Annotated in this window: 16 protein-coding genes; 13 read left to right on the forward strand and 3 right to left on the reverse strand. The window is 34.9% G+C overall.

The window, feature by feature from the left end; genetic code table 11:
* Positions 1 to 7 precede the first annotated feature (7 nt).
* Positions 8 to 3,013: a SusC/RagA family TonB-linked outer membrane protein gene (locus tag AAYQ19_RS01160; RefSeq protein ID WP_343532987.1), complete on the reverse strand. Its 3,006-nt coding sequence runs from the start codon at positions 3,011 to 3,013 to the stop codon at positions 8 to 10.
* Between the two features lie 390 nt (positions 3,014 to 3,403).
* Here AAYQ19_RS01160 and AAYQ19_RS01165 point away from each other — a divergent pair, with 390 nt between their 5' ends.
* The gene (locus AAYQ19_RS01165) at positions 3,404 to 7,354 is read left to right on the forward strand and encodes a hybrid sensor histidine kinase/response regulator transcription factor (RefSeq protein ID WP_343532989.1); all 3,951 of its coding nucleotides are present in this window, start codon (positions 3,404 to 3,406) and stop codon (positions 7,352 to 7,354) included.
* Positions 7,355 to 7,566: 212 nt separating this feature from the next.
* Positions 7,567 to 8,847, forward strand: coding sequence for an acetyl-CoA C-acetyltransferase (locus tag AAYQ19_RS01170; RefSeq protein ID WP_343532991.1), 1,281 nt, complete (start codon positions 7,567 to 7,569; stop codon positions 8,845 to 8,847).
* A 64-nt stretch (positions 8,848 to 8,911) separates the two neighbouring features.
* On the opposite strand, the gene AAYQ19_RS01175 is transcribed toward AAYQ19_RS01170, so the two are convergent.
* Complete coding sequence (locus AAYQ19_RS01175; protein ID WP_343532993.1) at positions 8,912 to 9,523, reverse strand: FMN-dependent NADH-azoreductase; 612 nt, start codon at positions 9,521 to 9,523, stop codon at positions 8,912 to 8,914.
* Between the two features lie 116 nt (positions 9,524 to 9,639).
* On the opposite strand from AAYQ19_RS01175, the gene AAYQ19_RS01180 reads away from it, so the two are divergent.
* The 3 genes from AAYQ19_RS01180 (at position 9,640) to AAYQ19_RS01190 (ending at position 13,143) form a co-directional block, all read left to right on the forward strand.
* Positions 9,640 to 10,002, forward strand: coding sequence for a winged helix-turn-helix transcriptional regulator (locus AAYQ19_RS01180; RefSeq protein ID WP_343532995.1), 363 nt, complete (start codon positions 9,640 to 9,642; stop codon positions 10,000 to 10,002).
* A gap of 274 nt (positions 10,003 to 10,276) precedes the next feature.
* Positions 10,277 to 12,184 carry a fumarate reductase/succinate dehydrogenase flavoprotein subunit gene (locus tag AAYQ19_RS01185; protein WP_343532997.1) on the forward strand — a complete coding sequence of 636 codons (1,908 nt, stop codon included), beginning with the start codon at positions 10,277 to 10,279 and terminating at the stop codon, positions 12,182 to 12,184.
* 212 nt (positions 12,185 to 12,396) lie between these two features.
* The gene (locus AAYQ19_RS01190) at positions 12,397 to 13,143 is read left to right on the forward strand and encodes a succinate dehydrogenase/fumarate reductase iron-sulfur subunit (RefSeq protein ID WP_343532999.1); all 747 of its coding nucleotides are present in this window, start codon (positions 12,397 to 12,399) and stop codon (positions 13,141 to 13,143) included.
* Positions 13,144 to 13,308: 165 nt separating this feature from the next.
* Here AAYQ19_RS01190 and AAYQ19_RS01195 read toward each other — a convergent pair whose 3' ends face one another.
* Positions 13,309 to 14,058, reverse strand: a complete 750-nt coding sequence (locus AAYQ19_RS01195; RefSeq protein WP_343533001.1) for a 4-hydroxy-tetrahydrodipicolinate reductase — start codon at positions 14,056 to 14,058, stop codon at positions 13,309 to 13,311.
* A 412-nt stretch (positions 14,059 to 14,470) separates the two neighbouring features.
* On the opposite strand from AAYQ19_RS01195, the gene AAYQ19_RS01200 reads away from it, so the two are divergent.
* The 8 genes from AAYQ19_RS01200 to AAYQ19_RS01235 all read left to right on the forward strand — a co-directional run bounded on the left by AAYQ19_RS01200 (position 14,471) and on the right by AAYQ19_RS01235 (position 23,647).
* On the forward strand, positions 14,471 to 14,905 hold the full coding sequence (locus AAYQ19_RS01200; protein WP_343533003.1) for a DUF1810 domain-containing protein: 435 nt from the start codon (positions 14,471 to 14,473) through the stop codon (positions 14,903 to 14,905).
* A gap of 128 nt (positions 14,906 to 15,033) precedes the next feature.
* Positions 15,034 to 15,384, forward strand: a complete 351-nt coding sequence (locus tag AAYQ19_RS01205; RefSeq protein ID WP_343533005.1) for a hypothetical protein — start codon at positions 15,034 to 15,036, stop codon at positions 15,382 to 15,384.
* Positions 15,385 to 15,621: 237 nt separating this feature from the next.
* Positions 15,622 to 16,317, forward strand: a complete 696-nt coding sequence (locus tag AAYQ19_RS01210; protein ID WP_343533006.1) for an ABC transporter ATP-binding protein — start codon at positions 15,622 to 15,624, stop codon at positions 16,315 to 16,317.
* Positions 16,318 to 16,346: 29 nt separating this feature from the next.
* Positions 16,347 to 18,641 (forward strand): TonB-dependent siderophore receptor, encoded by a 2,295-nt coding sequence (locus AAYQ19_RS01215; protein WP_343533008.1) that lies wholly within the window; start codon positions 16,347 to 16,349, stop codon positions 18,639 to 18,641.
* 5 nt (positions 18,642 to 18,646) lie between these two features.
* A complete protein-coding gene (locus AAYQ19_RS01220; protein ID WP_343533010.1) occupies positions 18,647 to 20,098 on the forward strand; it encodes an ABC transporter permease in 1,452 nt (483 codons plus the stop codon).
* Between the two features lie 2 nt (positions 20,099 to 20,100).
* A complete protein-coding gene (locus AAYQ19_RS01225) occupies positions 20,101 to 21,444 on the forward strand; it encodes a DUF3526 domain-containing protein (protein WP_343533012.1) in 1,344 nt (447 codons plus the stop codon).
* A 435-nt stretch (positions 21,445 to 21,879) separates the two neighbouring features.
* Positions 21,880 to 22,479 (forward strand): RNA polymerase sigma-70 factor, encoded by a 600-nt coding sequence (locus AAYQ19_RS01230; RefSeq protein ID WP_343533014.1) that lies wholly within the window; start codon positions 21,880 to 21,882, stop codon positions 22,477 to 22,479.
* Between the two features lie 67 nt (positions 22,480 to 22,546).
* On the forward strand, positions 22,547 to 23,647 hold the full coding sequence (locus tag AAYQ19_RS01235) for a FecR family protein (RefSeq protein ID WP_343533016.1): 1,101 nt from the start codon (positions 22,547 to 22,549) through the stop codon (positions 23,645 to 23,647).
* The last annotated feature ends 7 nt before the right edge of the window (positions 23,648 to 23,654 follow it).

The raw sequence follows: 23,654 nt of genomic DNA on the forward strand, positions 1-23,654 counted from the left end.
TTTAAAATTAAAAGCTAAACTCTACACCAAAAGAATATGTCTTAAGATTCGGGAAAGCACCGTTGTCAACACCTCTTTCAAAAATATTACCGTTTGTAAACTCAGGATCCAATCCTTGGTATTTCGTAATTGTGATAATGTTTTGTGCAGAAAGCGTTAATCTCGCTCTTGTAATTCCAGATTTTGCTAAAACACTTTGCGGGATAGTATATCCAAATCCGATATATTTCAATCTGATAAAATCACCGCTTTCTAAGAAACGATCACTGTCGCCTCTTGAGTTTAAAGTTGAACCTTTTGTAATTCTAGGAAAATCTGTATTTGGGTTTTCTGGCGTCCAAGGCTGAATTCCTGTTCTGTAGTTACTATTGTCGTCAAAACGATCCACCACACTTCTAAATCCGTCATAAACAGTAGCTCCATGTGAACCGATCCAGTTCATAGAAAAATCAAAACCTTTATAATCTGCTCCTGCATTGAATCCCATTTCAAATTCTGGCCAAGGACTTCCCACAACCGCTTTATCTTCATTCGTGATTTGTCCATCTCCATTATTATCTTTAAAACGAATATCACCCGGAACAGCATTTGGCATAATTACTTTTCCGCCTGCAGTTTTATAATTGTCAATTTCTTGTTGATTTTGGAACAAACCATCTGTTTCCAAAACGTACCACATTCCTACCGGCATACCAGCTCTTGTAACCGTATTTCCAGAGAAGTTTTCGTTTTGTCCGTTACCTAAAGAAACCAGTTTGTTGTTTACTTTCGTGAAATTCACAGAAGCATTAAACGAGAATTCATTGATTTTTTTGCTGTAAGCCAATTCAAATTCAAAACCTTTGTTTTCAACAGTTGCAGCATTAGAAATTGGATTTCCTCCATCATTTCCTGTAGTTAATAAAATTGGGAAACCGAATAATACATCTTCTGTGCGAGCGATAAAATAATCTGCTGTAAGACGTAAATCATTGTTTAAAACACCTAGATCTAAACCAACGTTCGTTTGTTTTAATTTTTCCCAACGTAATTCTGAGTTTGATAATTTTACTTGAGTTGCAGATGGATATAATTTTTGTTCGTTACCCATTACGATCTGTCCAAAGTTGTTTACGAAACTTTTATATTCGTAATTTCCAATGTTTCCTGAACCTAACTCTCCGTAACTAGCTCTTAATTTCAAATCCTTAATAAATTCTGATTTGAAGAACGATTCGTTGCTAACTCTCCATCCAGCAGAAAGCGATGGGAAATTCCCCCATTTGTTTGCATCGCTGAATCTTGAAGATCCGTCACGTCTTAAAACGGCATTGAATAAATAACGATTATCATAATTGTACTCTAATCTTCCTAAGTAAGAAGCCAAAGCCGCTTCATTAATGAAACCTCCAACTACTGGCGAATCTCCTTGATTTAGAACTTCATAATATTCACCAGTTCCTGAATTCATTGGAAGATTTCTCTTTGTTCCGTAAATTTGGTTGTAGTTGTCTTTTTGGTACGTTTGACCCACTAAGAAAGTAATATCATGTTTGCCAAATGCTTTTTTGAAAGTCAGCGTGTTTTCAAACAACAATGTTTCTGATCTTCCTTTGTTTTGATCTGTATATGACTGATCTATTGGCTGATTTAAAGACCAGTTCCCAACTTTTCTCATGAATTTATAAGAGTCGAAACTAGTTTCATATCCAAAATTGAAACGGTATTTCAACCATGGTGCAAATTTCAATTCAGACCAAATATTTCCTCTAATTCTGAAATTTTCATTTGTTGTATTCGCAAAATCAGCGATTGCAAGAGGGTTTGTTCCAAAAGTATCTGCAACACCTTGTTTTCCGTAACCGTAACCACCTGGGTTAGCTGGATCATACAATGGAATTGTTGGCGTCATTCTGTACACATCAATGATTGGGTTTCCAGACATTTCATCTGTTTTTGAATTACTGATTGCCAAGTTTTCTCCAATGCTGAAAATTCCTTTTGTACCGCTTGAATTTACACGGAATGAAATTCTGTCAAAATCAGTTCCAACAACAGTTCCTTCATTTCCAAAATAATTTCCAGACATAAAGAATGTTGAGTTTTCATTTCCTCCTGAAAAACTCGCATTATAATCCTGCATCATTCCTGTTTTGAAAACAGCATCTTGCCAATCTGTATTTACTGACATGTTTAAGTTTTGTCTCGTAAATCCAGCATTGTCATACGCCATATTGTTGTATTTTGCAAACTCTTCCGTTCCCATTAAATCATAACGAGGCATCACTTGGAAACTCGTTTTTGCTGAAACTTCAACTTGAAGCGGTCCTTTTTTACCTTTTTTAGTTGTGATGATAATTACACCATTTGCAGCACGTGAACCATAAATCGCAGCTGCCGATGCATCTTTCAAAACTTGAATACTTTCGATATCATTTGGGTTAAAATCTCTGTTTGCTGATGTTACCAATCCATCAATAACATATAATGGATTTGTATTTTGAAGATTTTTTAAACCACGAATTTCAACACTAGCTTCTTGTCCTGGACGTCCGCCACCGCGCACTTTAACCCCAGTTACCAAACCTTGTAATCCGTCTGCAACTGTTGTAATTTGTCTTTTTTGAATTTCATCTGGTTTAACTAATGCAACTGCTCCTGTAAGGTCTTTTTTCTGTTGTGAGCCATACCCTACTACGACAATTTCGTCTAGTTTCATCGCATCTTCTTCTAATATAACATTTATAGAAGTTCGGTTGTTAATAGCAATTTCTGTTGTTTTGTAGCCTTGTGAGCTGAAAATTAAGGTTTGGTTACCGCTTGCGCTAATTTTGTAGCTTCCGTCAAAATCAGTAACTGCTCCATTTGTTGTGCCTTTGATTACAACATTCGCAAACGGAATTGATTCTCCCGATGCCGCAGAAACTTTTCCTGAAATCGAAATTTGCTGTGCATAGGTTTGCTGTAATAATAAACTAAAGAAAAACAAGAGGTAATATCTCTGCTTTAAAATTTGAGTGAACTTTGTTTTCATTGATTTTTCATTTTAGATAGTTTTCATTTCTTGGTTGGTTTTACAATTAAATACTTCGAATTTTAATCATCTCTGATTCGAGCAAAAAAGCAATTCATTCTGCTCATTGATAATAATGTGTTCATTTGGTTTCAAAATTATATTTGATATTATTTTTCAAACAAAATATTATTGATGCTATATTTTTTCAGCCTAAAAATTATCAATATGATTTATTTGAAAATTCAAAGTAGATGATTTTAATTCAAAATAAAATGCTTCATTTGTGTCAATATCTCTCTCAAATGATTCAAATTGTAGAAAAAAGGTCAGAAAATACGAGGCTTGCAACATTTGGTAGAATATTGACACGATTTGAAGAAATTTATTTTTTTATAAAAAAACACAACAATGCGTAAATTCTTTCTTTTTAAATTTTTATTTATTTTTTCAATAAATTTTATTCAGGCTCAAGAATATTATTTTAAGCATTTTAGGGTTGAAGAAGGACTCTCAAACAACACGGTTATCGCTTCGACGCAAGACGAAGATGGTTTTATGTGGTTTGGCACAAAAGATGGCTTGAACAGATTTGACGGCTATCGTTTTAAGACATATCGAAGCCAATCTGACCCAATTCGTAGTCTTGGAAGTAATTATATTCAGTCCATTCATGCTTTTAACGGCGTTATTTGGGTAGGAACTGATAAAGGTTTGTACCAATACAATAAAAAAACAGATCAGTTTACGGTTTTAAATGAAGCCATAAACGACAGAATTAACGACATCAATCACGATAAAAAGGGAAATATCTGGTTTGTTTCGGGAAATATTCTCTATAAATACTCACCTTCTAATAAAGAAACCAAAACCTTTAATCCAAATAAGTATTTTATAACGACTTCTATTTCAAAAGATGAAAACGGCGAAATTTGGGCTTCTTCTTTAAATAAATTATACCATTATTCTGAAGAAAGTCTTTCGTTTGAGAATATTGCTTTAAATCCGCCAGCAAATAAATCAAATTTTAGAATTACGGCAATTTATGCTTTTGATAAGAATACCATTCTTATAGGTACGCAAGACCACGGCGTTTTGGTTTATGACCGAAAAAACAAAACAACAACGGCTTTGGAATTTTCTTCGAAAGAGCCTGTTTTTGTTCGTCAATTCAGGAAACGAGGAACTAATGAATTGTGGATTGCCAGCGAATCTGGTGTTTATGTTTATGATTTTAGAACTAAAAAGAATGTCAATCTTCGTAAAAACTACAACGACCCGTATGCGATTTCAGATAACGCGGCCTACTCGATTACGATTGACAAAGAAAACGGAATTTGGATTGGGACCTATTTTGGTGGCATCAATTACCATCAAAAACAATATACACAATTCAAAAAATATTTTCCGCAGAAAGGCCAAAACTCCATTAGCGGAAGCGCTGTAAGAGAAATTCATAAAGATGATTCGGGCGATTTATGGATTGGAACTGAAGATGCTGGTTTGAATCGTTTTAATCCAAAAACACAGCAATTCACAGCTTATTTGCCAAACGGAAGCAAAAGCAGTGTTTCCTATTACAATATTCACGCTTTAATGCCTCGAAAAAACAAAATTTGGGTAGGAACTTTTGAGCATGGTTTGGATGTTCTAGATCGGAATTCTGGAGCGGTTATCAAACATTATAGTGCCAATGATCCTTCTACGGGTTTACACAGTAATTTCATTTTTTCTTTTGCCGAAACAAAAAAGAATGAATTGATCGTCATTACCACAATGGGACTTTATTCTTATAATGAACAAAATGATAATTTTGAAATTCTAAAAACATTTCCTGAAACGACGCATTACACCAATTTCAAAGAAGATAGCGATGGAAATTTCTGGGCAGGAAGTTATCGCGACGGACTTTTCTTTTACAATTCGAAAACGCATAAAAAAGAAGTCTTTATATATGATTATAAAAATGCTGGTGGAATAAGCAACAATACCATCAATTCTATTTTTGAGGACAGCCATAAAAATTTATGGTTTGCGACTGAAAACGGACTGAATTTATTCGACAAGAAAACACGAACATTTACCAAATTCACCACAAAAAATGGACTTCCGAGTAATGTTGTTTATTCTATTTTAGAAGATGACGCACACAATTTATGGATGACGACTTCTAAAGGCTTGATGAAATTTGGGCCCGATCACAAAAGCATTAAAATTTACACCACTGCCAATGGATTGTTGAGCGATCAGTTCAATTATAGTTCGGCTTTTAAAGATGCTAACGGCGATATGTATTTTGGAAATTTAAATGGAATGATCAGTTTCAACCCGAAAAATTTCATCAAAAACAAATACACGCCTTCCATTTTTATTACCAATCTTCAAATCAACAATAAAGATATTGATGCAAACGAAACGGATTCGCCGATAAAACAATCTATTTCGCATTTGGATGAATTAGAATTAAATAACGATCAATCGTCTTTCAATCTGGAATTTGCTTCTTTAAACTATACTGCGCCAGAGCTTACCGAATATTGGTACAAATTGGAAAACGTCAATAATGATTGGGTTTATTTGGGCAGAAACAATAAAGTCTTCTTTACAGAATTGGCGCCAGGCGATTATGTTTTCAAAGTGAAATCGTTGAATAGTTTTGGCGTTTGGAGCAAAGAAGTCGAATTGAAAATTGTGATTCTTCCTCCATTTTGGGCAAGTTCTTATGCATACTTTTTCTATTTTCTATTGATTTGCGGATCGTTTTACTACATCATTCGTTATTCTCAAAATCTGACACAAATCAAAAATAATCGTAAAATCAAGCATTTAAACGACGAAAAAGAAAAAGAAATCTATCAGGCAAAAATTGATTTTTTCACCAATGTAGCACACGAAATCAGAACGCCTTTGACGTTGATAAAAGGCCCTCTAGAAAAACTTTTAGCGATGGAATACCAATCGACCGAAGTCCCTCAGAATCTGTCGATAATGAAGAAAAACACGTCGAGATTATTAAAATTAGTAAATGAATTGTTGGATTTCAGAAAATCAGAAATTGGTGGATTGAAATTGACTTTCGTGGAAGCGAATATTTCATCCATTGTCCGAAATCTGCATTTACGATTTACGCCTTTAATTGAAGAACGAGGCATTGATTTTGAATTGGAATTGGGCGAAAAAGACATTTTTGCATTTGTTGACAAAGAAGCTTTCAAAAAAATATTGAGCAATTTGATTAGCAATGCTATTAAATATTCAAAAGATAAAGTTTCGTTGACACTTTATAGAGACGACAAAAAATTGACTTTAGTAGTAAAAAATGACGGCAATTTGATTCCGTTTCAACTGAAAGACAAAATTTTTGAGCCGTTTTTCAGAGTGGACAATATGGATAATACTTCGGGAACCGGAATTGGGCTTTCGCTCGCACATTCGCTTGCACAACTTCACAACGGAAATCTGCAACTCATTGCGGATCAAAAATTAAACATTTTTGAATTGATCGTTCCTTTGCATCAGGAAGAAGAATTTATGCTTTATACTGATACGGAAAAAGAATTGAATCAGGCTGAAACGGAAAAAACGGAATTGGAAACAAAACAAGAAAAACCACAGATTTTAGTTGTTGAAGACAATCTGGATCTTTTAAGTTTTATAACTTCAGAATTGGCTTCAAACTATAGCATTTTAAAGGCCGAAAATGGCGAAGATGCCTTAAAAGTAATTCATAATCAAAATATTCAGCTTGTAATCAGTGATGTTTCAATGCCAATAATGGATGGAATTACAATGTGTAAAGAAATTAAAACCAATCTTGAAACGAGTCATATTCCAGTTATTTTATTGACAGCGAAAAATTCGCTGAAATCACAAATTGATGGACTAGAAGTCGGTGCTGATGCTTATGTGGCAAAACCTTTTTCAATGGATTATTTGAAAGTTCAAGCGCATAATTTGATCGAAAACAGAAAGCAGATTATGAATTATTATGCAAGTTCTCCGCTTTCGCATATTAAAAGCATTGCACATAATAAAACGGATGAGAAATTCCTGAAAAAACTCGATGACGAAATCCTAAAAAACATCACCGATCCTGATTTAAGCGTAGAATCTTTGGCTGAAATCATGAACATGAGCCGATCAACTTTGTACCGAAAAATCAAAGATTTATCTAATTTGAGTCCGAATGAGCTGATCAACATTGTCCGTTTAAAGAGAGCAGCAGAATTGCTTTTAAACGAAAATTACAAAATGTACGAAATCGCGGAAATGGTGGGTTATAAATCACAAACCAGTTTTGGAAGAAACTTTCAAAAACATTTCTCCATGTCGCCGTCTGATTATATTACCGCGAATAAATAAAAATGATGAATTGGCCACGGATTGGGCGGATTAAACGGATTTACAATGGTTCTTTTTATAATTAGCGTAAATAAAAAATCTGTGTCCATCTGTTTTATCCGTCACATCTGTGGGCAATAAATCAATCACTGAAAAACTTTTGACTTTTGACTTTCGACTTTTGGCTAACTATGTTTATCTTTAGTGTGGAAAATTGAAACAAAAATCCAGTTATGAACCATACCACAACAATTAGAAAAGTTGCCATTGTCGGCTATAACCGAATCCCGTTTGCGCGAGCAAATACGGCTTATTCAAACGTAGGAAACCAAGATATGATGACGGCAGCCTTAAACGGACTGATCGATAAATACCATCTGACGGGGAAATTATTGGGAGAAGTAGCTGGTGGCGCTGTTGTCAAGCACAGTTACGACAATAATTTGATGCGAGAATGTGTGATGAAAACCGCTCTTGACCCTGCTACGCCGGCTTGTGATTTACAACAAGCTTGCGACACCGGAATTGAAAGCGCTGTTTATATTGCCAATAAAATTGCACTCGGACAAATTGATTGTGGAATTGCTGGCGGTGTTGATTCCATCAGTGATATTCCGATGTCGGTGAGTGAAAACTTGAGAAAGATTTTATTAGAAGCCCGACAAGCAAAATCATTAGGTGGAAGAATCAAAAGTTTTTTAAAAATTCGCCCAAAAGATTTAGCACCTTTAGTTCCTCAAAACGAAGAATCTCAAACCGGACTTTCGATGGGCGGACATACTGAAATTACGGCCAAATATTATAAAATTTCGAGAGAAGATCAAGATCAATTTGCGCTGAATAGTCATTCGAAAATGGCAAAAGCATACGATGAAGGCTTTTTCGATGATATGATTACACCTTTCAACGGACTTGAAAAAGACAATAATTTAAGAAGAGACAGTACGATTGAAAAACTAGCCAAACTAAAACCCGCATTTGACAAAATAAACGGAACGCTGACAGCCGGAAATTCAACACCTTTGACAGACGGAGCCTCTTGCGTTCTTTTAGCCAGCGAAGAATGGGCAAAGGAAAACGGACTTCCTATTTTGGCTTACATCACTTTTGCAGAAATTGCCGCAATTGAGTACGTGAAAAAACAACAAAATCTACTTTTAGCGCCTTTATTTGCTGCTTCAAGAATGTTGGAAAAAGCAGGCTTAAATCTTCAGGATTTTGATTATTATGAAATTCACGAAGCATTTGCTGCTCAGACTTTAGCAACCTTAAAAATTTGGGAAAGCCCGGAATTAAGTGCTGAAATTGGCTTAAAGAAAACACTTGGAGCAATTGATAGAGAAAAATTAAATGTAAAAGGAAGCAGTTTGGCAGCCGCACACCCTTTTGCTGCAACCGGAGGCCGAATAATTGGCGTAATGGCTAAATTATTGAACGAAAAAGGTTCTGGAAAAGGTTTTATATCCATTTGCGCCGCTGGTGGACAAGGCGTAACAATGATTATTGAGAAATAAGAATATCCTCAAGCATAATTATCTTTGTCAAAGTTTGAAACTTTGACAAAGATTTTTTTTGTGATTAAAAAGCAAATTCTTCAACAGAAGTCAATGCTTTTGGCAACGCATTTGCTGCAAAATCGGGAATTGCAGTTCCTTCTACTCTAAAAGTGGTAACATCTGTCATTCCTAAAAAGCCAAATACAGTTCGTAAATACGATTCTGAAAAATCATAGCTTTTCATTGGTCCTTCTGAAAAAACTGCTCCAGAAGCGATTGACAAATACACTTTTTTATTGGTTACCAAACCTTTTGGTCCTTCGGCACCATAACTAAACGTTTTTCCAGCTCTTGCAATTTGATCGATCCATCCTTTTAAAACTGCAGGAATTCCGAAATTATATAATGGAACACCAATCACAATAATATCAGATTCTAGCAAGCTTTTTATGGCATCATCTGAATATTTTATTGCTGCGGTCTGCTCTGCTGTATGCGTTTCTACAGGCGCATAAACGGCACTAATATGTGAATTTGTCAAATATGGCAAAGGCGTTTTCGTCAAATCTAAGGTTTGCACTTGACTTTCTGGATGCGACGCTGTCAGTTTTTCAATAACTGCATCAGATAATTTGGTACTAAATGAATTTTCTCCGTTTGTACTCGTTATTATTTTTAAAATTTTCTGGCTCATTGTTTTTATTATTAATTTGTTTTCAATACAAACTTATTTACATTTGCTATACATTTTATAGTACTATCCTAAAGGATAGCGCTATCCTTTGATATAGTAACGTAATACACAAGCAAATGCTAAATAAAACAGATGATACTGAATGCTCAAAAGAAGCTTGTATAGCGTCCTTATTACCCGTAAGAGATGCTTTGGAGGTTTTAAACGGAAGATGGAAGTTGCCAATTTTAATTGCTTTGGGAGATCGTCCAAAACGATTTAAAGAGATTTCTAAAGATATTGATGGAATTACAGACAAAATGCTTTCTAAAGAGCTTAAAGACTTAGAAGTAAATAAACTTGTCGTACGAACGGTTTATGACACCTTTCCTCCTACTGTTGAATACAGAAGAACAGAACATAGCCGATCTTTAGGAAATGTCATTATGGCTTTAAAAGAATGGGGAGAACTTCATAGAAGAGAAATCATCGGGAAATAAATAAAAATGGCTCGCAGATAACGCAGATTATGCCGATTAACACTGATTTTTTGTTCAAGCTGGTGATGCAAAACTTAAATTTTTTAATTCATTTTATCAAACAACAAATTTTATCAGTGTAAATCCGTTCAATCCGCATTATCTGTGACCTATAATAAATCAAAAATCTTCATTTATTAACACGTAAATTAATAATTTATAGTAAATTAGAGTGCCCTTACAATTTCGATTTCTTTAAAATTTTGTCTCAATTCATTTTAAACAACTGAAAAGAATGGAATCAAAAATACCTGAAGGACCTCTTGCTGACAAATGGAACAACTACAAGGCAAAAGCTAAACTTGTCAATCCAGCCAACAGAAAAAAATTAAACATTATAGTAGTAGGAACAGGACTTGCGGGTGCTTCCTGCGCCGCTTCTTTAGCCGAACAAGGCTATAACATCAAATCATTTTGTTTTCAGGATTCTGCCAGAAGAGCGCATTCTGTAGCGGCTCAAGGCGGTGTTAACGCAGCCAAAAACTACAAAAATGACGGCGACAGTACTTTCAGAATGTTTTATGATACGATTAAAGGTGGCGATTTTAGATCACGTGAAGCTAATGTATATCGCCTTGCCGAATGTTCTGCCGCTTTAATCGATCACGCTGTGGCTCAAGGCGTTCCTTTTGCCAGAGAATATGCGGGTTATCTCAATAATCGATCTTTTGGTGGCGTTCAGGTTTCACGAACATTTTACGCACGCGGACAAACCGGACAACAGCTCTTGCTAGGTGCTTATCAAGCCTTGGAACGTCAAACTGCATTAGGAAAAATCAAATTATATACCCGTCATGAAATGCTCGAATTAGTAGTCATTGACGGAAAAGCCAAAGGAATTATTGCACGAAATCTAGAAACCGGAGTTCTTGAACGTCATGCCGCTGATGCTGTTGTATTGGCTTCTGGAGGTTACGGAAAAGTATATTATCTTTCTACATTAGCTATGGGCTGTAACTCTTCGGCTATTTGGCGCGCTCATAAAAAAGGCGCTTTTATGGCGGGCGTGAGCTGGATTCAGTTTCATCCTACTTCTTTACCACAGCATGGGGAGAATCAATCAAAACTCACGCTAATGTCGGAATCGCTTCGAAATGATGGCCGAATTTGGGTTCCAAAAACAGCCAAAGACGATCGAAATCCAAATGTTATTCCTGAAGAAGAACGAGATTATTATTTGGAACGAAAATATCCTTCGTTTGGAAATTTGGCCCCAAGAGATATTTCATCCCGAGCGGCCAAAGAAAGAATTGACGCCGGACATGGCGTTGGCCCAATGAAAAATGCCATTTATCTTGATTTTGCAGATGCTATAAAAGCGCAAGGAAAAGACGCTATTGAAGCCAAATACAGCAATCTTTTTGCGATGTATGAAAAAATAACAGGCATTAATGCTTATCAAGAACCCATGTTGATTTCTCCTTCGGCGCATTTTACGATGGGCGGACTTTGGGTTGATTACGAATTAATGACTACAATTCCGGGTTTATTTGCTCTTGGAGAAGCTAATTTTGCAGATCATGGTGCAAATCGTCTTGGTGCAAATTCACTCTTACAGGCGTGCGTAGACGGCTATTTTATTGCGCCTTATACGATTCCGAATTACCTTTCTGGAGAATTAAATGCCTCTAAAAATAATATTTCACATCCCGCTTTTGAAGAAGCCGAAAAATCAGTCCGTAATCAACTAGATACGTTTTTAAATACAAAAGGAACGCTTAGCGCTGATTATTTTCATAAAACAATCGGAAAACTGCTTTATGAAAAATGTGGACTATCAAGAAGCAGAAAAAATCTGGAAGAGGCACTCGAAGATATTCAAACACTAAAAGCCTCATTTGAGAAAGATCTTTTAATTACAGGCGATGATACACTCAACAGCGAATTAGAAAAAGCCGGCCGAATCGCTGATTATTTAGAATTAGCCGAATTAATGTGCCATGATGCATTGCAACGCGAAGAATCTTGTGGCGCACATTTTAGAGAAGAATATCAAACCGCCGATGGCGAAGCTGTCCGTAACGATGCTGAATTTTGCTACGTTTCGGCCTGGGAATGGAAAGGAAAACAACAACCGCCAGAACTCCATAAAGAACCTTTGACTTTTGAATCCGTTGAACTTGCGGTGAGAAGCTATAAGTAAATTGTTAATTGTGCGATAGAGAAAGAAGCTAGAAGCAAGATGAACGATGAAAGATGAAAGATGAAACTTAAAAATCTGAAACTTTATAAAAATTGTCACCCTGAGCGAAGTCGAAGGGTATAAAAGGGGTTTCGACTTCGCTCAGCTTGACAAACTTGAAACCTGAAACTTAAAACTTGAAACCTGAAACCATCCACTATAAACCCAAAACCATGAAACTTTATCTTAAAATTTGGCGTCAATTTGATTCTGCTTCAAAAGGAGAAATGGTCGATTATGAAATAGACAATGTTTCGGAACATATGTCATTTTTGGAGATGTTGGATCTTTTGAATGAATCTTTAATCCAAAAAAGAGAACGCGTAATCGAATTTGATCATGATTGCAGAGAAGGAATTTGCGGGCAATGTGGTGTAATGATCGACGGACGAGCGCATGGTCCATTAAAAAACACTACTACTTGCCAGCTTCATATGCGTAGTTTTAAAGACGGTGATACCATTTATATTGAGCCTTTTAGAGCAAAAGCTTTTCCGGTTCTTCGTGATTTAAAAATTAATCGTTCTTCATTTGACTCTATAATTGCCTCTGGTGGTTATATTGGCGCGGCGACAGGTCAGGCGCCGGAGGCCAACAGCATTCCAATATCCTATGAAACTGCTGAAGCTTCGTTTGATGCTGCGGCTTGTATTGGATGTGGCGCATGTGTTGCAACCTGTATAAATGCGAGTGCTGCTTTATTTGTTGGTGCCAAAATCACACATTTGGCTTTGCTTCCACAAGGAAAAATTGAGGCTTCTAAAAGAGTTTTATCTATGGTAAAACAGATGGATGCAGAAGGTTTTGGGAATTGTTCCGATACACGTGCTTGCGAAATCGAATGTCCGCAAGGAATTTCAATACTTTCAATCGCAAAAATGAATTATGAATATACTAAAGCGGTTATTCTTAGAAAGTAAAGTAAAAAACAACTTAAGTAATAAACATTTATGTCATTTCAACTGAAAGGAGAAATCGCACTAGTGAATCGACAAAGATTGAAGATAAACTTTGCGGAGTTTCTTGTGCGATTTCTCCTTTCAGTCGAAATGACAAACAGTACTTTTGATTAATTAATTACGCATTTAAACCGCAAAATAAGGCGCCAAAATATCTTCAAAATTATAGAAACCTTTTTCTTTTTCTTTTAAATTCTCGGCTACAAAAATAACTCCGTTACCAAACGCTTCTCTCGAAATCGATTCGTGAATCAATCGAACGGTTTGATATGGAAAACCAAAAATGACTTCATGTTTTCCGACGATTCCTCCCGCCCTAACCGAATTTATGCTTTCTTTTTCTACATCTAAAGCCTCAGCAATTTTTACTGCTGTTCCCGAAGTCCCTTGCTTTGTTTTGAAATGCTCTTCATTGACTTCTATATCCACCCAAGGTGCAATTTTCTTCAGAAATTTAGCAGCAAATAATAAATAATTAACGCCTAATGTAATATTTGGCGACCAAAAAACTGTCGTTTTCTTCGCCAAGTCTTTTAAAAATTTCACTTCTTTATCTTTATAATGCGAAATTGCAGAGATGATTTTGACGTTTCGGTCGGCGGCAGATTTTCCATAAGTATAAATTCCTTCGCTTGACGAAAAATCGATAATAACATCTACTGGGTGCTTTTCTAATAATTCGGCCGCATTAGTCTCCAAACTTGAATAAATTAATCCGGGTTCGTCTGATTCAACACCAAAAAATTCAGGAACAGATCGATGTTGCAAGACTTTGCTTTGTCTTAAAACCCATTCTAAAGAAAATTTCTTGTTTTCCAACAATATTGAAGCCACTGATTTTCCAGTCTTTCCGAATCCGATTAATCCTATTTTCATATTTTTTATTTTTTAATGGGAGAAAATACCCGTTAGAAGAAATTGGTATTTCTGAAACAAATACCGACGTAAAAATGATTTTTAGCAATTGCAACAATCATGGTCTTTTGCTAAAATAAAAATTTTGCAACAGGAATACCAGCAAAAAATGATTTTTATAACAATTAAAAAAGCCGTTAATCAGAATATTAGTGCTAAAATAAAAATCCACTGAAATTCTGATTTTGCAATTTTTTTACTTTTTCTGCTTTTTATCCGAAATCATAATCAGTTTATTTAGCTAAAACGAAGCTTAAATTTTTAGTTTCGCATTTCTTTAAAAATAGCTTCAAAAAAAAGAGGCTTGCGCATACAACTAAACAATTTTTGACTAGTTTTATGGCCTGATTGCCCCAAATAAAATCAGTACAGAATGTCCTACAACAACAACGAATTAATGCGTTTTTTAGACGCACAAAACAAGCTATACCTATCTGCACTTGCAGAAATCAAAAAAGGTAAAAAAGAATCCCCTTGGATGTGGTTTGTATTTCCACAGATAAAAGGATCAGGATCGTGCGATACGTCAAAATTCTATGAAATCAAAAACGCAGATGAAGCAATCGCTTTTTTGGAACATCCGATTTTAGGAAAACATCTGATCGAAATTACATCTGAATTAATCAAAACAGAAGAAAAAACTGCAACAGAAATATTTGGAAATCCAGATGACGAAAGACTCCAGTCGTGCTTGACTTTATTCGCAAGCGTTCAAAATACAGAACCGGTTTTTCAAGAAGCGTTGCATAAATATTTTGATGGATCTTCAGATTTTCATACGTTGCAATTGTTATACAGCAATCTTTAGTTTTTCATTTTTTTGACAAAAACAGTCTAATTTTAGGGCTTTTCAAATAAGATAATTATATTTGCAACACTGTTGCGTTTATTCTTTTCATTTCTAATGACTTAAGAATTGCTCAGAAATACCACTGAATGAAAAAGAAAATAGTAGTTGTAAATTTCTTGATGTCTTTTGCAGTATTGTTCGCGATGCTGTTCCAGACCATTCACTCGTATGAGCACGTTGTCAAGCAGTTTTCTGAAAAACACTGCGTACACAAACACAAACCTGGACAAAAAGAAATAACTCATAGTCATTCTGTTGAGAACCACTGTCCTATTTGTCATTTTGCATTCAGTAGCTTCATTCCTAATAATTTTGAAGCGCTTTCATTTCACAAAATAACAGTTGAAGCTTCTTCGCATTTCTTTTATTCAAAGACTGCTTCAACATTTTTCAAAGGAAGTCTTTTTGCACTTCGTGCACCTCCCACACTTCTTTAATTTACAATGTTTATAGACTAAAACTGCATTTTATTTTTCTTCAAGATTAATAAAAAGCAAGCGTATTTCTTTTAGGTTAAAATTGATTTGTTTTCAAAAACAGATCCAATTCGCTTTTCTATTTACTTCAGTAAATCCACTTCGTTTCTAATTACAAAATTAGCTTTTGCACGCTCGCAAAAGCCTGATTTTGCTATATCTATTAAAAAAATCAAAATCTTTCAAACAAATAAAACTATGCTTACAGCAACAAATTTGACTAAAAAATACGGCGATCATACTGCCTTAAATTCCTTAAACTTAACTATAAACGAGGGAGAAATCTTTGCTCTTTTAGGTCAAAACGGAGCCGGAAAAACCACAACAATCAATTTGTTTTTAGGCTTTATTGAACCAACATCGGGAGAATTGGAAATCAACAATATTTCAGTGATTGAAAATAATCAGGAAACGAAAAAACATGTCGCTTATATTCCTGAAACCGTAATGCTTTACCCAAATTTGACAGGTCTAGAAAACCTTAAATTCTTTTCTTCTCTAGCTGGTTTCAAGTATTCAAAAGGTGAACTGACCTATTTCTTAAACAAAGCCGGATTGCAGACTACGGCACATAATCAAAATTTAGGTGGATATTCTAAAGGAATGCGTCAAAAAGTTGGAATTGCGATTGCGATTGCAAAAAAGGCCAAAGTATTGTTGCTCGATGAACCTACAAGTGGATTAGATCCCAAAGCGTCAAATGAATTCTCTCAAATTTTAAAGGAACTTTCTGCTGATGGAACCGCTATTTTAATGGCAACGCATGATATTTTCAGAGCCAGAGAAGTCGCGTCGCACATTGGAATAATGAAACAAGGAAATTTAGTGACAGTAATCGAAGCCGATAAAATTTCGGCCAACGAACTTGAAGATCTGTATTTACAAACCGTTTAAAGGGAATTACTTTTCCATCTTCTATAAAAATGAAAAATCTATTTTCTTTTCTATTTCTAGTAGCTGTCTCATATACTTCACAATCTCAGAATGCCAACAAAAAAAGTACAGACAGCATTGCTCAGGATTCGATCAAAATGAAAAATAATGAACTACAAACTGTAGAAATTGTTGGTCGTTCGACCAAAAAATACAACAGTGATTATTCTTTTGCAGCAACAAAAACAGCCACGCTCAACAAAGATATTCCGCAATCTATTTCAACAATAACGAAGGAATTAGTTGCAGATAAAGCCGCTTTTTATCTTGCAGATGCTGTAAAAATGGCTAGTGGCGTAATTCCGACGAGTTATTACAATCAATATACGATTCGCGGTATCAGCCAAAATGAAGAAGGCCAAATCATCAACGGCATGCGAACACGTCAATATTATTTTTTACAACCTTTAACAAGCAATATTGAACGCGTCGAAGTTATCAAAGGCCCGTCGAGTGCCACGTTTTCATCTGTTGATCCAGGTGGAAGCATCAATTTGGTAACAAAAAAACCTCTTGCAATTGATCGAAAAGAAATCAGTATGAGTGTTGGGAGTTTTAGTACTTTACGCGGAACTTTAGATTTTACGGGACCGTTAAATGAATCTAAAACACTTTTATATCGTGTTAACGGCGCATATCAGCAGGCAAAGTCATTTCGTGACTTGGTAAACAACAAATCATTCCTGATTTCTCCTTCTTTTAGTTATATTCCTAATGAGAAAACGGCTATCAATACTGAGCTGATTTTAAGCAACATGACGGGAATACTTGACCGAGGCCAACCTATTTTTGGCGCTGTTGCTGGTCAAACGAGTTTAACAAAAACACCAATAAGCTTAAATCTAGGTGCGCCGAGTGATTTCTTCAAATCAAAAGAAATGATTCTGACAACCAATTTTGCGCATAAATTCAATTCAAAAATTGGATTTAATGCCACTTATATGAAACAAACTTGGACAGAAGATCTTCAAGAACATCGAACTACAAATGCTTTTGCCGTCGATATGAACAACCAGCCTGTAACCAGTTTGGCGATGATGCAATTTGTACAACGCCAGCAGAATTGGGATATTGACAATTTAAGTGCTTATTTCAATTTCGACTTGAAAACTGGAAAATTAAAACATAAACTATTAGCTGGATATGATTTAAGTAGTTGGAACAAAAACAAAGGCGGTGGACAAAACGCTGCAAGAGGTTATTTACTGAAAGACGGAACTGTAGCTGGTTCTTTTGTTCCTGCAAACGCTTCAAATTATCAAACCGTGACGATTGACGGCGTTGTTTTGCCGAAACCAAATGTGAATTACTTCAATTTAAATAATCCTAAATATTTGCTTACAAGTCCAGAAGATTACACTTTAAACGTTAGAACAGCGCTTCCATCAGCTTTAACGACTACAAATGCAATTTATATTCAGGATCAGATTCAATGGGAAAAATTTACTTTTTTATTGGGATTGAGAAACGAATGGTTTAAAGATATTACCAATTATGAAACCAGTAACGAATTGACCGTCAAAAAGTCGGCTTTGTTGCCAAGAATTGGAATTACATATGCCGTGAACAGCGCCATAAACGTTTATACGACTTATTTAGAAGGTTATCAACCGCAATCGAATACGGTGACTTTAATGCCACAAACGGGTTCATTACCCGGCGGAAGTTTATTCGATCCACTTGAAAGTGATTTGAAAGAAGCGGGAATCAAAACTACTTTTTTTAATAATTCAATGACTTTTAATACGGCGATTTACGAGATCAATCAGCGTAATATTTTAATGAATGCCAATGATCCTGCAAATCCAGATTTATTGGTCACTCGTGGGGCCGAAAGAAGCCGTGGTTTTGAATGCGATTTATCTGGATATATTACTTCAGATTGGCAAATTAATGCTTCATATAGTTTCATCGATGCAAAAATTATGGAAGACAGCAATCCCGCTTTAATTGGCGCTAGAAAACAAAATACACCAAAAAACAGCGCTAATTTATGGACACGCTACAACTTTGCTTCAGATTCCGGTTTAAAAGATCTCGGAATTGGTTTTGGAGTTCAATATCAAAGCAGCAAAATTCCTTGGTTTACAAGAGATTTTACACTTCCTGATTTTACCATTTTTGATGCTACCTTGTTTTATAAACCAAGTAAAAGTAACGTTCAAACTGCGGTAAATGCAAACAATTTATTGAATAAAACGTATTGGTTAGGCGCACAGAATTATTTGCGATTATTTCCGGGAAGCCCTAGAAATGCAAGTCTTACCGTAACTTATAAATTTTAATTTATATGAAATTATTACATACAGAAATCCTTATAGCCAAACATTTTAGAAATTCAGTTTTTAAAAATTCGGCTGTATATATCATAACACTTTTTATTGGAATATTGCTTTTGTACGCTACTTTTTCGGGTTGGGACAATTATAACAGCCAAAACGAAACAAGCGAAAAATACCAACACGAATCACGTGAAGACTGGTTGAAAAATCCAGATAAAAATCCACATCGAATGGCGCATTACGGAAATTTTGCGTTTAGAAAAAGTACATCCTTAAGTGTTTTTGAATTTGGAATGGAACCGTTTTTCGGAAATGCTATTTTCCTTGAGGCACACAAACAAAACACAGTAAATTTCTCTGAAGCCGGATTTTCAAACAGCATGCTTCGCTTTGGAGAAATCAGCATTGGAATGGTTTTACAGATTTTATTACCGCTTTTAATATTTTTCATAGGATTTAACGCCATAGCTTTCGAAAGAGAAAATGGAACTTTAAAATTACTTTTAAGCCAAGGAATCAGTTGGAAACAGCTTTTATTTGGAAAAATTCTCGGAATTGCAAGCGTTATCATGTTACTTTTTATTCCAACAATTCTTGTTCTGGTTTTCGTTTGGCTTTTGCTACAAAACTTTACGATTTCAGCAGATGAGACTTTCAAAATGATCTTGTTTATTCTGTTTCATTTTATTTATCTAATGTTCTTTTGCGTAATTGCCGTTTTGGTTTCAGCGTCAAGCAAAACATCAAAAAAAGCATTGGTTTCCTTGATTGGAATTTGGCTGATTCTGACCATTATTTTACCAAGAACTACGCAGGCAATTGGCGCTTATTTGTATGAAGCTCCGTCAAAAGTCCAATTTAATAGTGATATCGAACAAGATATTTTGAAACAAGGCGACAGCCATAATCCAAATGACGTTCATTATAAATCGATAAAAGATTCGTTGTTAAGAACTTACAAGGTAGATTCGGTACAAAAACTGCCGTTCAATTATTCGGGATTTATTATGACCGAAGGCGAACGCATAAGCTCTAAAATTTACAATGATCATTTAGAAAAGCTTTTAAAAATTTATGACAAACAAAACAGTTTTTCAAAAGCAGTTTCATTTCTGAATCCGTATATCGCTATGAAGAATTTGTCCATGGGATTGTCAAATACGGATTATGATTCGTATATCGATTTCCAAAAACAAGCTGAAATTTACCGCTACGATATGGCGCAGAAAATGAATGCGTTGCAAATTAAATACATCAGCAATAAAAAGCCAGCGCCGAATGAAAAACCGCTTACCATAAGCAAAGAACATTGGGCCGATGTGGAAGAATTTCATTATGAGCCAAAAGGAATTTCAGACATTCTAAAAACCGAAATTCTTTCTATAATTTCCATTACGCTGTGGATAATTATTCTCTTTGTCCTTATTCGTTTTGCTGCTAAAAACCTTAAAGCAATCTAATTATGTTACAACTTTTATTTAAAAATTTTATACGCTCAAAAGGAACCAAATTTGGATTGCTTTTTTTACTGATTATTGGTTTCATAAGTCTTTTAATTGGACATCAATTTCAAGAAAAACGGCAAAAGAATATTGCAGAAACAACTGTTTATCAAAAAGAGCACATTGCCAGAAATGCTTCTTTTCATAAAGATGAAATTGGGCTTCTGCTCTATTACGTCAAATTTTCATTGGTCAACAAAACCCTGCCAATAAACAGTTTAGCCATTGGGCAACGCGATGTCAATCCGTCGATTCAAAGTGTTACTATTCGTGGATTAGAAGGGCAGAAATATGATTCGGAACTCAATAATCCGAGCAATCTTCTGGCGGGAAATATCGATTTTAGCTTTGTCCTTTTATACCTCTTTCCTCTTTTGATTATTGCCTTTTCGTATAATCTAATTTCCGAAGAAAAAGAGTCAGGAACCTGGAAAATTGTCGCTACGCAAAGCTCAAACACGTTTTTTTATATTTTAAAATTGTTTTATGTCCGAATTCTGAGTTTGATTGCTCTTTTGACTTTGATACTTATAATTGCGATTATTTTTCTGCAGATTCCTGTCGATAAATCATTTGCGGTATTTTATGGAATTGCAGTTTTGTATATCTTATTTTGGTTTTCGGTTTGCTTTTTTATTGTTTCGCTCCAAAAAAGTTCAAATTTCAATGCAGTCATTTTGCTGACAATTTGGTTGTTTTTGATTATCATTCTTCCGGCCGCAATAAACACTTATATCATCAACAAATATAAGGTTCCAGAAGCTTTAGACTTGACGTTAAAACAGCGAAATGCATATCATGAAAAGTGGGATATGGACAAGCAAACGACATTAAATAAATTCTACGAACATTATCCGCAATTCAAAAACTATCTTTTGCCACAAGGAGAATTCAGCTGGCTTTGGTATTACGCAATGCAACAAATGGGCGACGACGAATCGGCGGTTCAATCAAGAGAATTGGAAACAAAACTGGAACAGCGAAATAATGCAAGCGAAGCGATCGCACAATTTATTCCGACTTTGCACACGCAAATCCAATTAAACGAAATCGCAAAATCGGATTTACGGAATCAACTTTTATTCTTAAAAGAAACAACAAAGTTTCATGAAAAACTGCGTCTTTATTTTTATCCAAAGATTTTTGATAATGCACCGGTTAATAAACAAAAATGGGAAGATTTTAAAGTAGAAACGTTTAATGATATGACAGAAATTAGCTTTTTAAAAGCATTTTTGCCACTGTTGCTTTTCAATGTTTTGTTGATTTGTATTGGATGGTATAATTTTAAACGTATAATTTAACCGCAATTCCGATAGCTATCGGGAGCAAGGAATTACGTAATGTTCGCAAAGTTTTTTTAACATAGCCCAAGGTTTTAACCTTGGGTCGCAACGAATTTTCAAAATAATTTTAACGCAATCATTTTACACAATTCATTAATTGAAATTTTAACACATATTCCCAAGGTTGAAACCTTGGGCTATGTTTTATCTAAAGTTCGCAAAGCTTTTTCCACACTAAGCTTTGTGAACTTTGCGTTTTTACAACTCGCGAATAGATAAAATCTTCGCTCCCGATAGCTATCGGGATTGCAGTTAAATAAACCAATTCTGAATAATTTTTTTTCAATCTACCTTTATTTGAATTTTATTTAGAATTAATATAAATAAACTTTTATATTTGCCGCTTTCTTAGCAAATTCAATTAATATTGCTTTCCAAAGTAAATTCCGTTTAATGAACAAAAATGCCAGTTTCGAATTAAATCTTTTCCTATCCTTTAAGGAAGGAGATGAAACTGCGTTTAAGTATTTCTATGATAAATATTTCAGAAGAATTCAGTCTTTCAATTTTCAGTTTATTTACGATGAGGATGAAGCCGAAAATTTGGCTCAGGAAGCATTATTGCATTTGTGGCAAAATAGAGAGAACATTGAATCTATCAACGGAATTCAAGCTTTCTTGTTTACTTATGCTAAATCAAAATGCTTGAATTTGATTCGCCATAATAAGGTGAAAGACAAATTCAAAAATGATGTATTGAATCAAAAAGAAAGAGAACTGGATATCGAAGTTTTAAATTCGATTCAGTTTGACACTTTAGAATTAACCGAATTAGAACGTATAATTCAAGAATCCATTGGCGATCTGCCTCCAAAAACTAGAGAAGTTTTTATAAAAAAACGCTTTGAAAACAAAAAAAATGCAGAAATCGCTGAAGAAATGGGAGTAACATTAAAAGCTGTCGAAGCCCATATGACAAAGGCTTTAAAGATTTTAAAAACGAAATTATCAGATTATATGTTCTTAATTTTTATCTTTATTTATAATAATTAAAAACAAAAGATAGGGTATTTTAATTCTGAGGTGTACTTATAGTAGCGAGAAGTTTTAAAACGCAATTATGACATCGGAAATATTACATAAATACCTTTCTAATGAAGCTTCAGAGCAAGAAGTTCAGGCACTTTTTGAATGGATTGAAGCATCAGAAGAAAACAAAAGAGAATTTTTAACGGCAAAAAAAGCTTGGGTTTTAAGCACGCTTACCGAAGTATCTATTGAAGATGTTCCAGTTATAAAGTTACAGCCAAAAAAACGAATCGGTCAGTATATGCAATATGCAGCTGCGATTTTGGTTTTTATGGCCTTCGCCACAACTTTTTCTTTGCTTAAAAATAAATCTGAAACTTCTAAAGAAATTACTCTAGCTCTCGGCGACGGCCGTTTGGAGTATTTTAGTGAAAAAAAACAGATTGATCTTTTAAATGATAAAGGCGTTTTAATTGCTAAAAAATTTCCGAACCAAATCATTTATTTTGGCAAAGTTCAAGATCAAGAAGTTAATTACAATACGCTTAAAATTCCGTACGGGAAACGTTTCAAACTTACACTTTCAGATGGTACTGTCGTTAGTTTAAATTCAGGAACAACACTTCGTTATCCGGAACAATTTGGCATTAACGGAAATAGAAATGTTTATTTGACCGGTGAAGCATTTTTTGAAGTTGCCAAAGACAAAACACCCCCTTTTATCGTACACGCCAATCAGGCAAATATTGAAGTTCTTGGAACTAAGTTTAATGTGAGTGCTTATTCTGAAAACCCTACCGTTAACAGTACATTGCTTGAAGGGAGCATTAAAATGTCTGAAGCGGTTGATCCTACAAATTCAATTTTGCTTGTTCCAAACCAAATGGCAACTTGGCAAAATAATTCTAAAAAGATTGTCATAAAAGAAGTAGATCCAGCCTTTTACGCTGCCTGGACAAAAGGTGAACTTGCTTTTAAAGACACTCCGTTTTCTACCATCGCTAAAATTATTCAGCGTACTTATGACGTTGAAATTATCAACCAAAATTCTGATTTGGCCAAACAGAATTTTACTGGAACGATAAAAATCAGTGAGTCTAGTGTCGAGAATATTTTAGATCTTCTAAAACGCGACACGCCTTTTAATTATTCTATTGAACAAAAAACCATTACCATTACCAATCCTCGATAAATAAACA

The sequence above is a fragment of the Flavobacterium mesophilum genome, assembly GCF_039581405.1.
Lineage (GTDB): Bacteria > Bacteroidota > Bacteroidia > Flavobacteriales > Flavobacteriaceae > Flavobacterium.

Coding starts and splice junctions, on each gene's coding strand:
- AAYQ19_RS01160 (WP_343532987.1), bottom strand. CDS start 3,013: ATGAAAACAAAGTTCACTCAAATTTTAAAGCAGAGATATTACCTCTTG.
- AAYQ19_RS01165 (WP_343532989.1), top strand. CDS start 3,404: ATGCGTAAATTCTTTCTTTTTAAATTTTTATTTATTTTTTCAATAAAT.
- AAYQ19_RS01170 (WP_343532991.1), top strand. CDS start 7,567: ATGAACCATACCACAACAATTAGAAAAGTTGCCATTGTCGGCTATAAC.
- AAYQ19_RS01175 (WP_343532993.1), bottom strand. CDS start 9,523: ATGAGCCAGAAAATTTTAAAAATAATAACGAGTACAAACGGAGAAAAT.
- AAYQ19_RS01180 (WP_343532995.1), top strand. CDS start 9,640: ATGCTAAATAAAACAGATGATACTGAATGCTCAAAAGAAGCTTGTATA.
- AAYQ19_RS01185 (WP_343532997.1), top strand. CDS start 10,277: ATGGAATCAAAAATACCTGAAGGACCTCTTGCTGACAAATGGAACAAC.
- AAYQ19_RS01190 (WP_343532999.1), top strand. CDS start 12,397: ATGAAACTTTATCTTAAAATTTGGCGTCAATTTGATTCTGCTTCAAAA.
- AAYQ19_RS01195 (WP_343533001.1), bottom strand. CDS start 14,058: ATGAAAATAGGATTAATCGGATTCGGAAAGACTGGAAAATCAGTGGCT.
- AAYQ19_RS01200 (WP_343533003.1), top strand. CDS start 14,471: ATGTCCTACAACAACAACGAATTAATGCGTTTTTTAGACGCACAAAAC.
- AAYQ19_RS01205 (WP_343533005.1), top strand. CDS start 15,034: ATGAAAAAGAAAATAGTAGTTGTAAATTTCTTGATGTCTTTTGCAGTA.
- AAYQ19_RS01210 (WP_343533006.1), top strand. CDS start 15,622: ATGCTTACAGCAACAAATTTGACTAAAAAATACGGCGATCATACTGCC.
- AAYQ19_RS01215 (WP_343533008.1), top strand. CDS start 16,347: ATGAAAAATCTATTTTCTTTTCTATTTCTAGTAGCTGTCTCATATACT.
- AAYQ19_RS01220 (WP_343533010.1), top strand. CDS start 18,647: ATGAAATTATTACATACAGAAATCCTTATAGCCAAACATTTTAGAAAT.
- AAYQ19_RS01225 (WP_343533012.1), top strand. CDS start 20,101: ATGTTACAACTTTTATTTAAAAATTTTATACGCTCAAAAGGAACCAAA.
- AAYQ19_RS01230 (WP_343533014.1), top strand. CDS start 21,880: ATGAACAAAAATGCCAGTTTCGAATTAAATCTTTTCCTATCCTTTAAG.
- AAYQ19_RS01235 (WP_343533016.1), top strand. CDS start 22,547: ATGACATCGGAAATATTACATAAATACCTTTCTAATGAAGCTTCAGAG.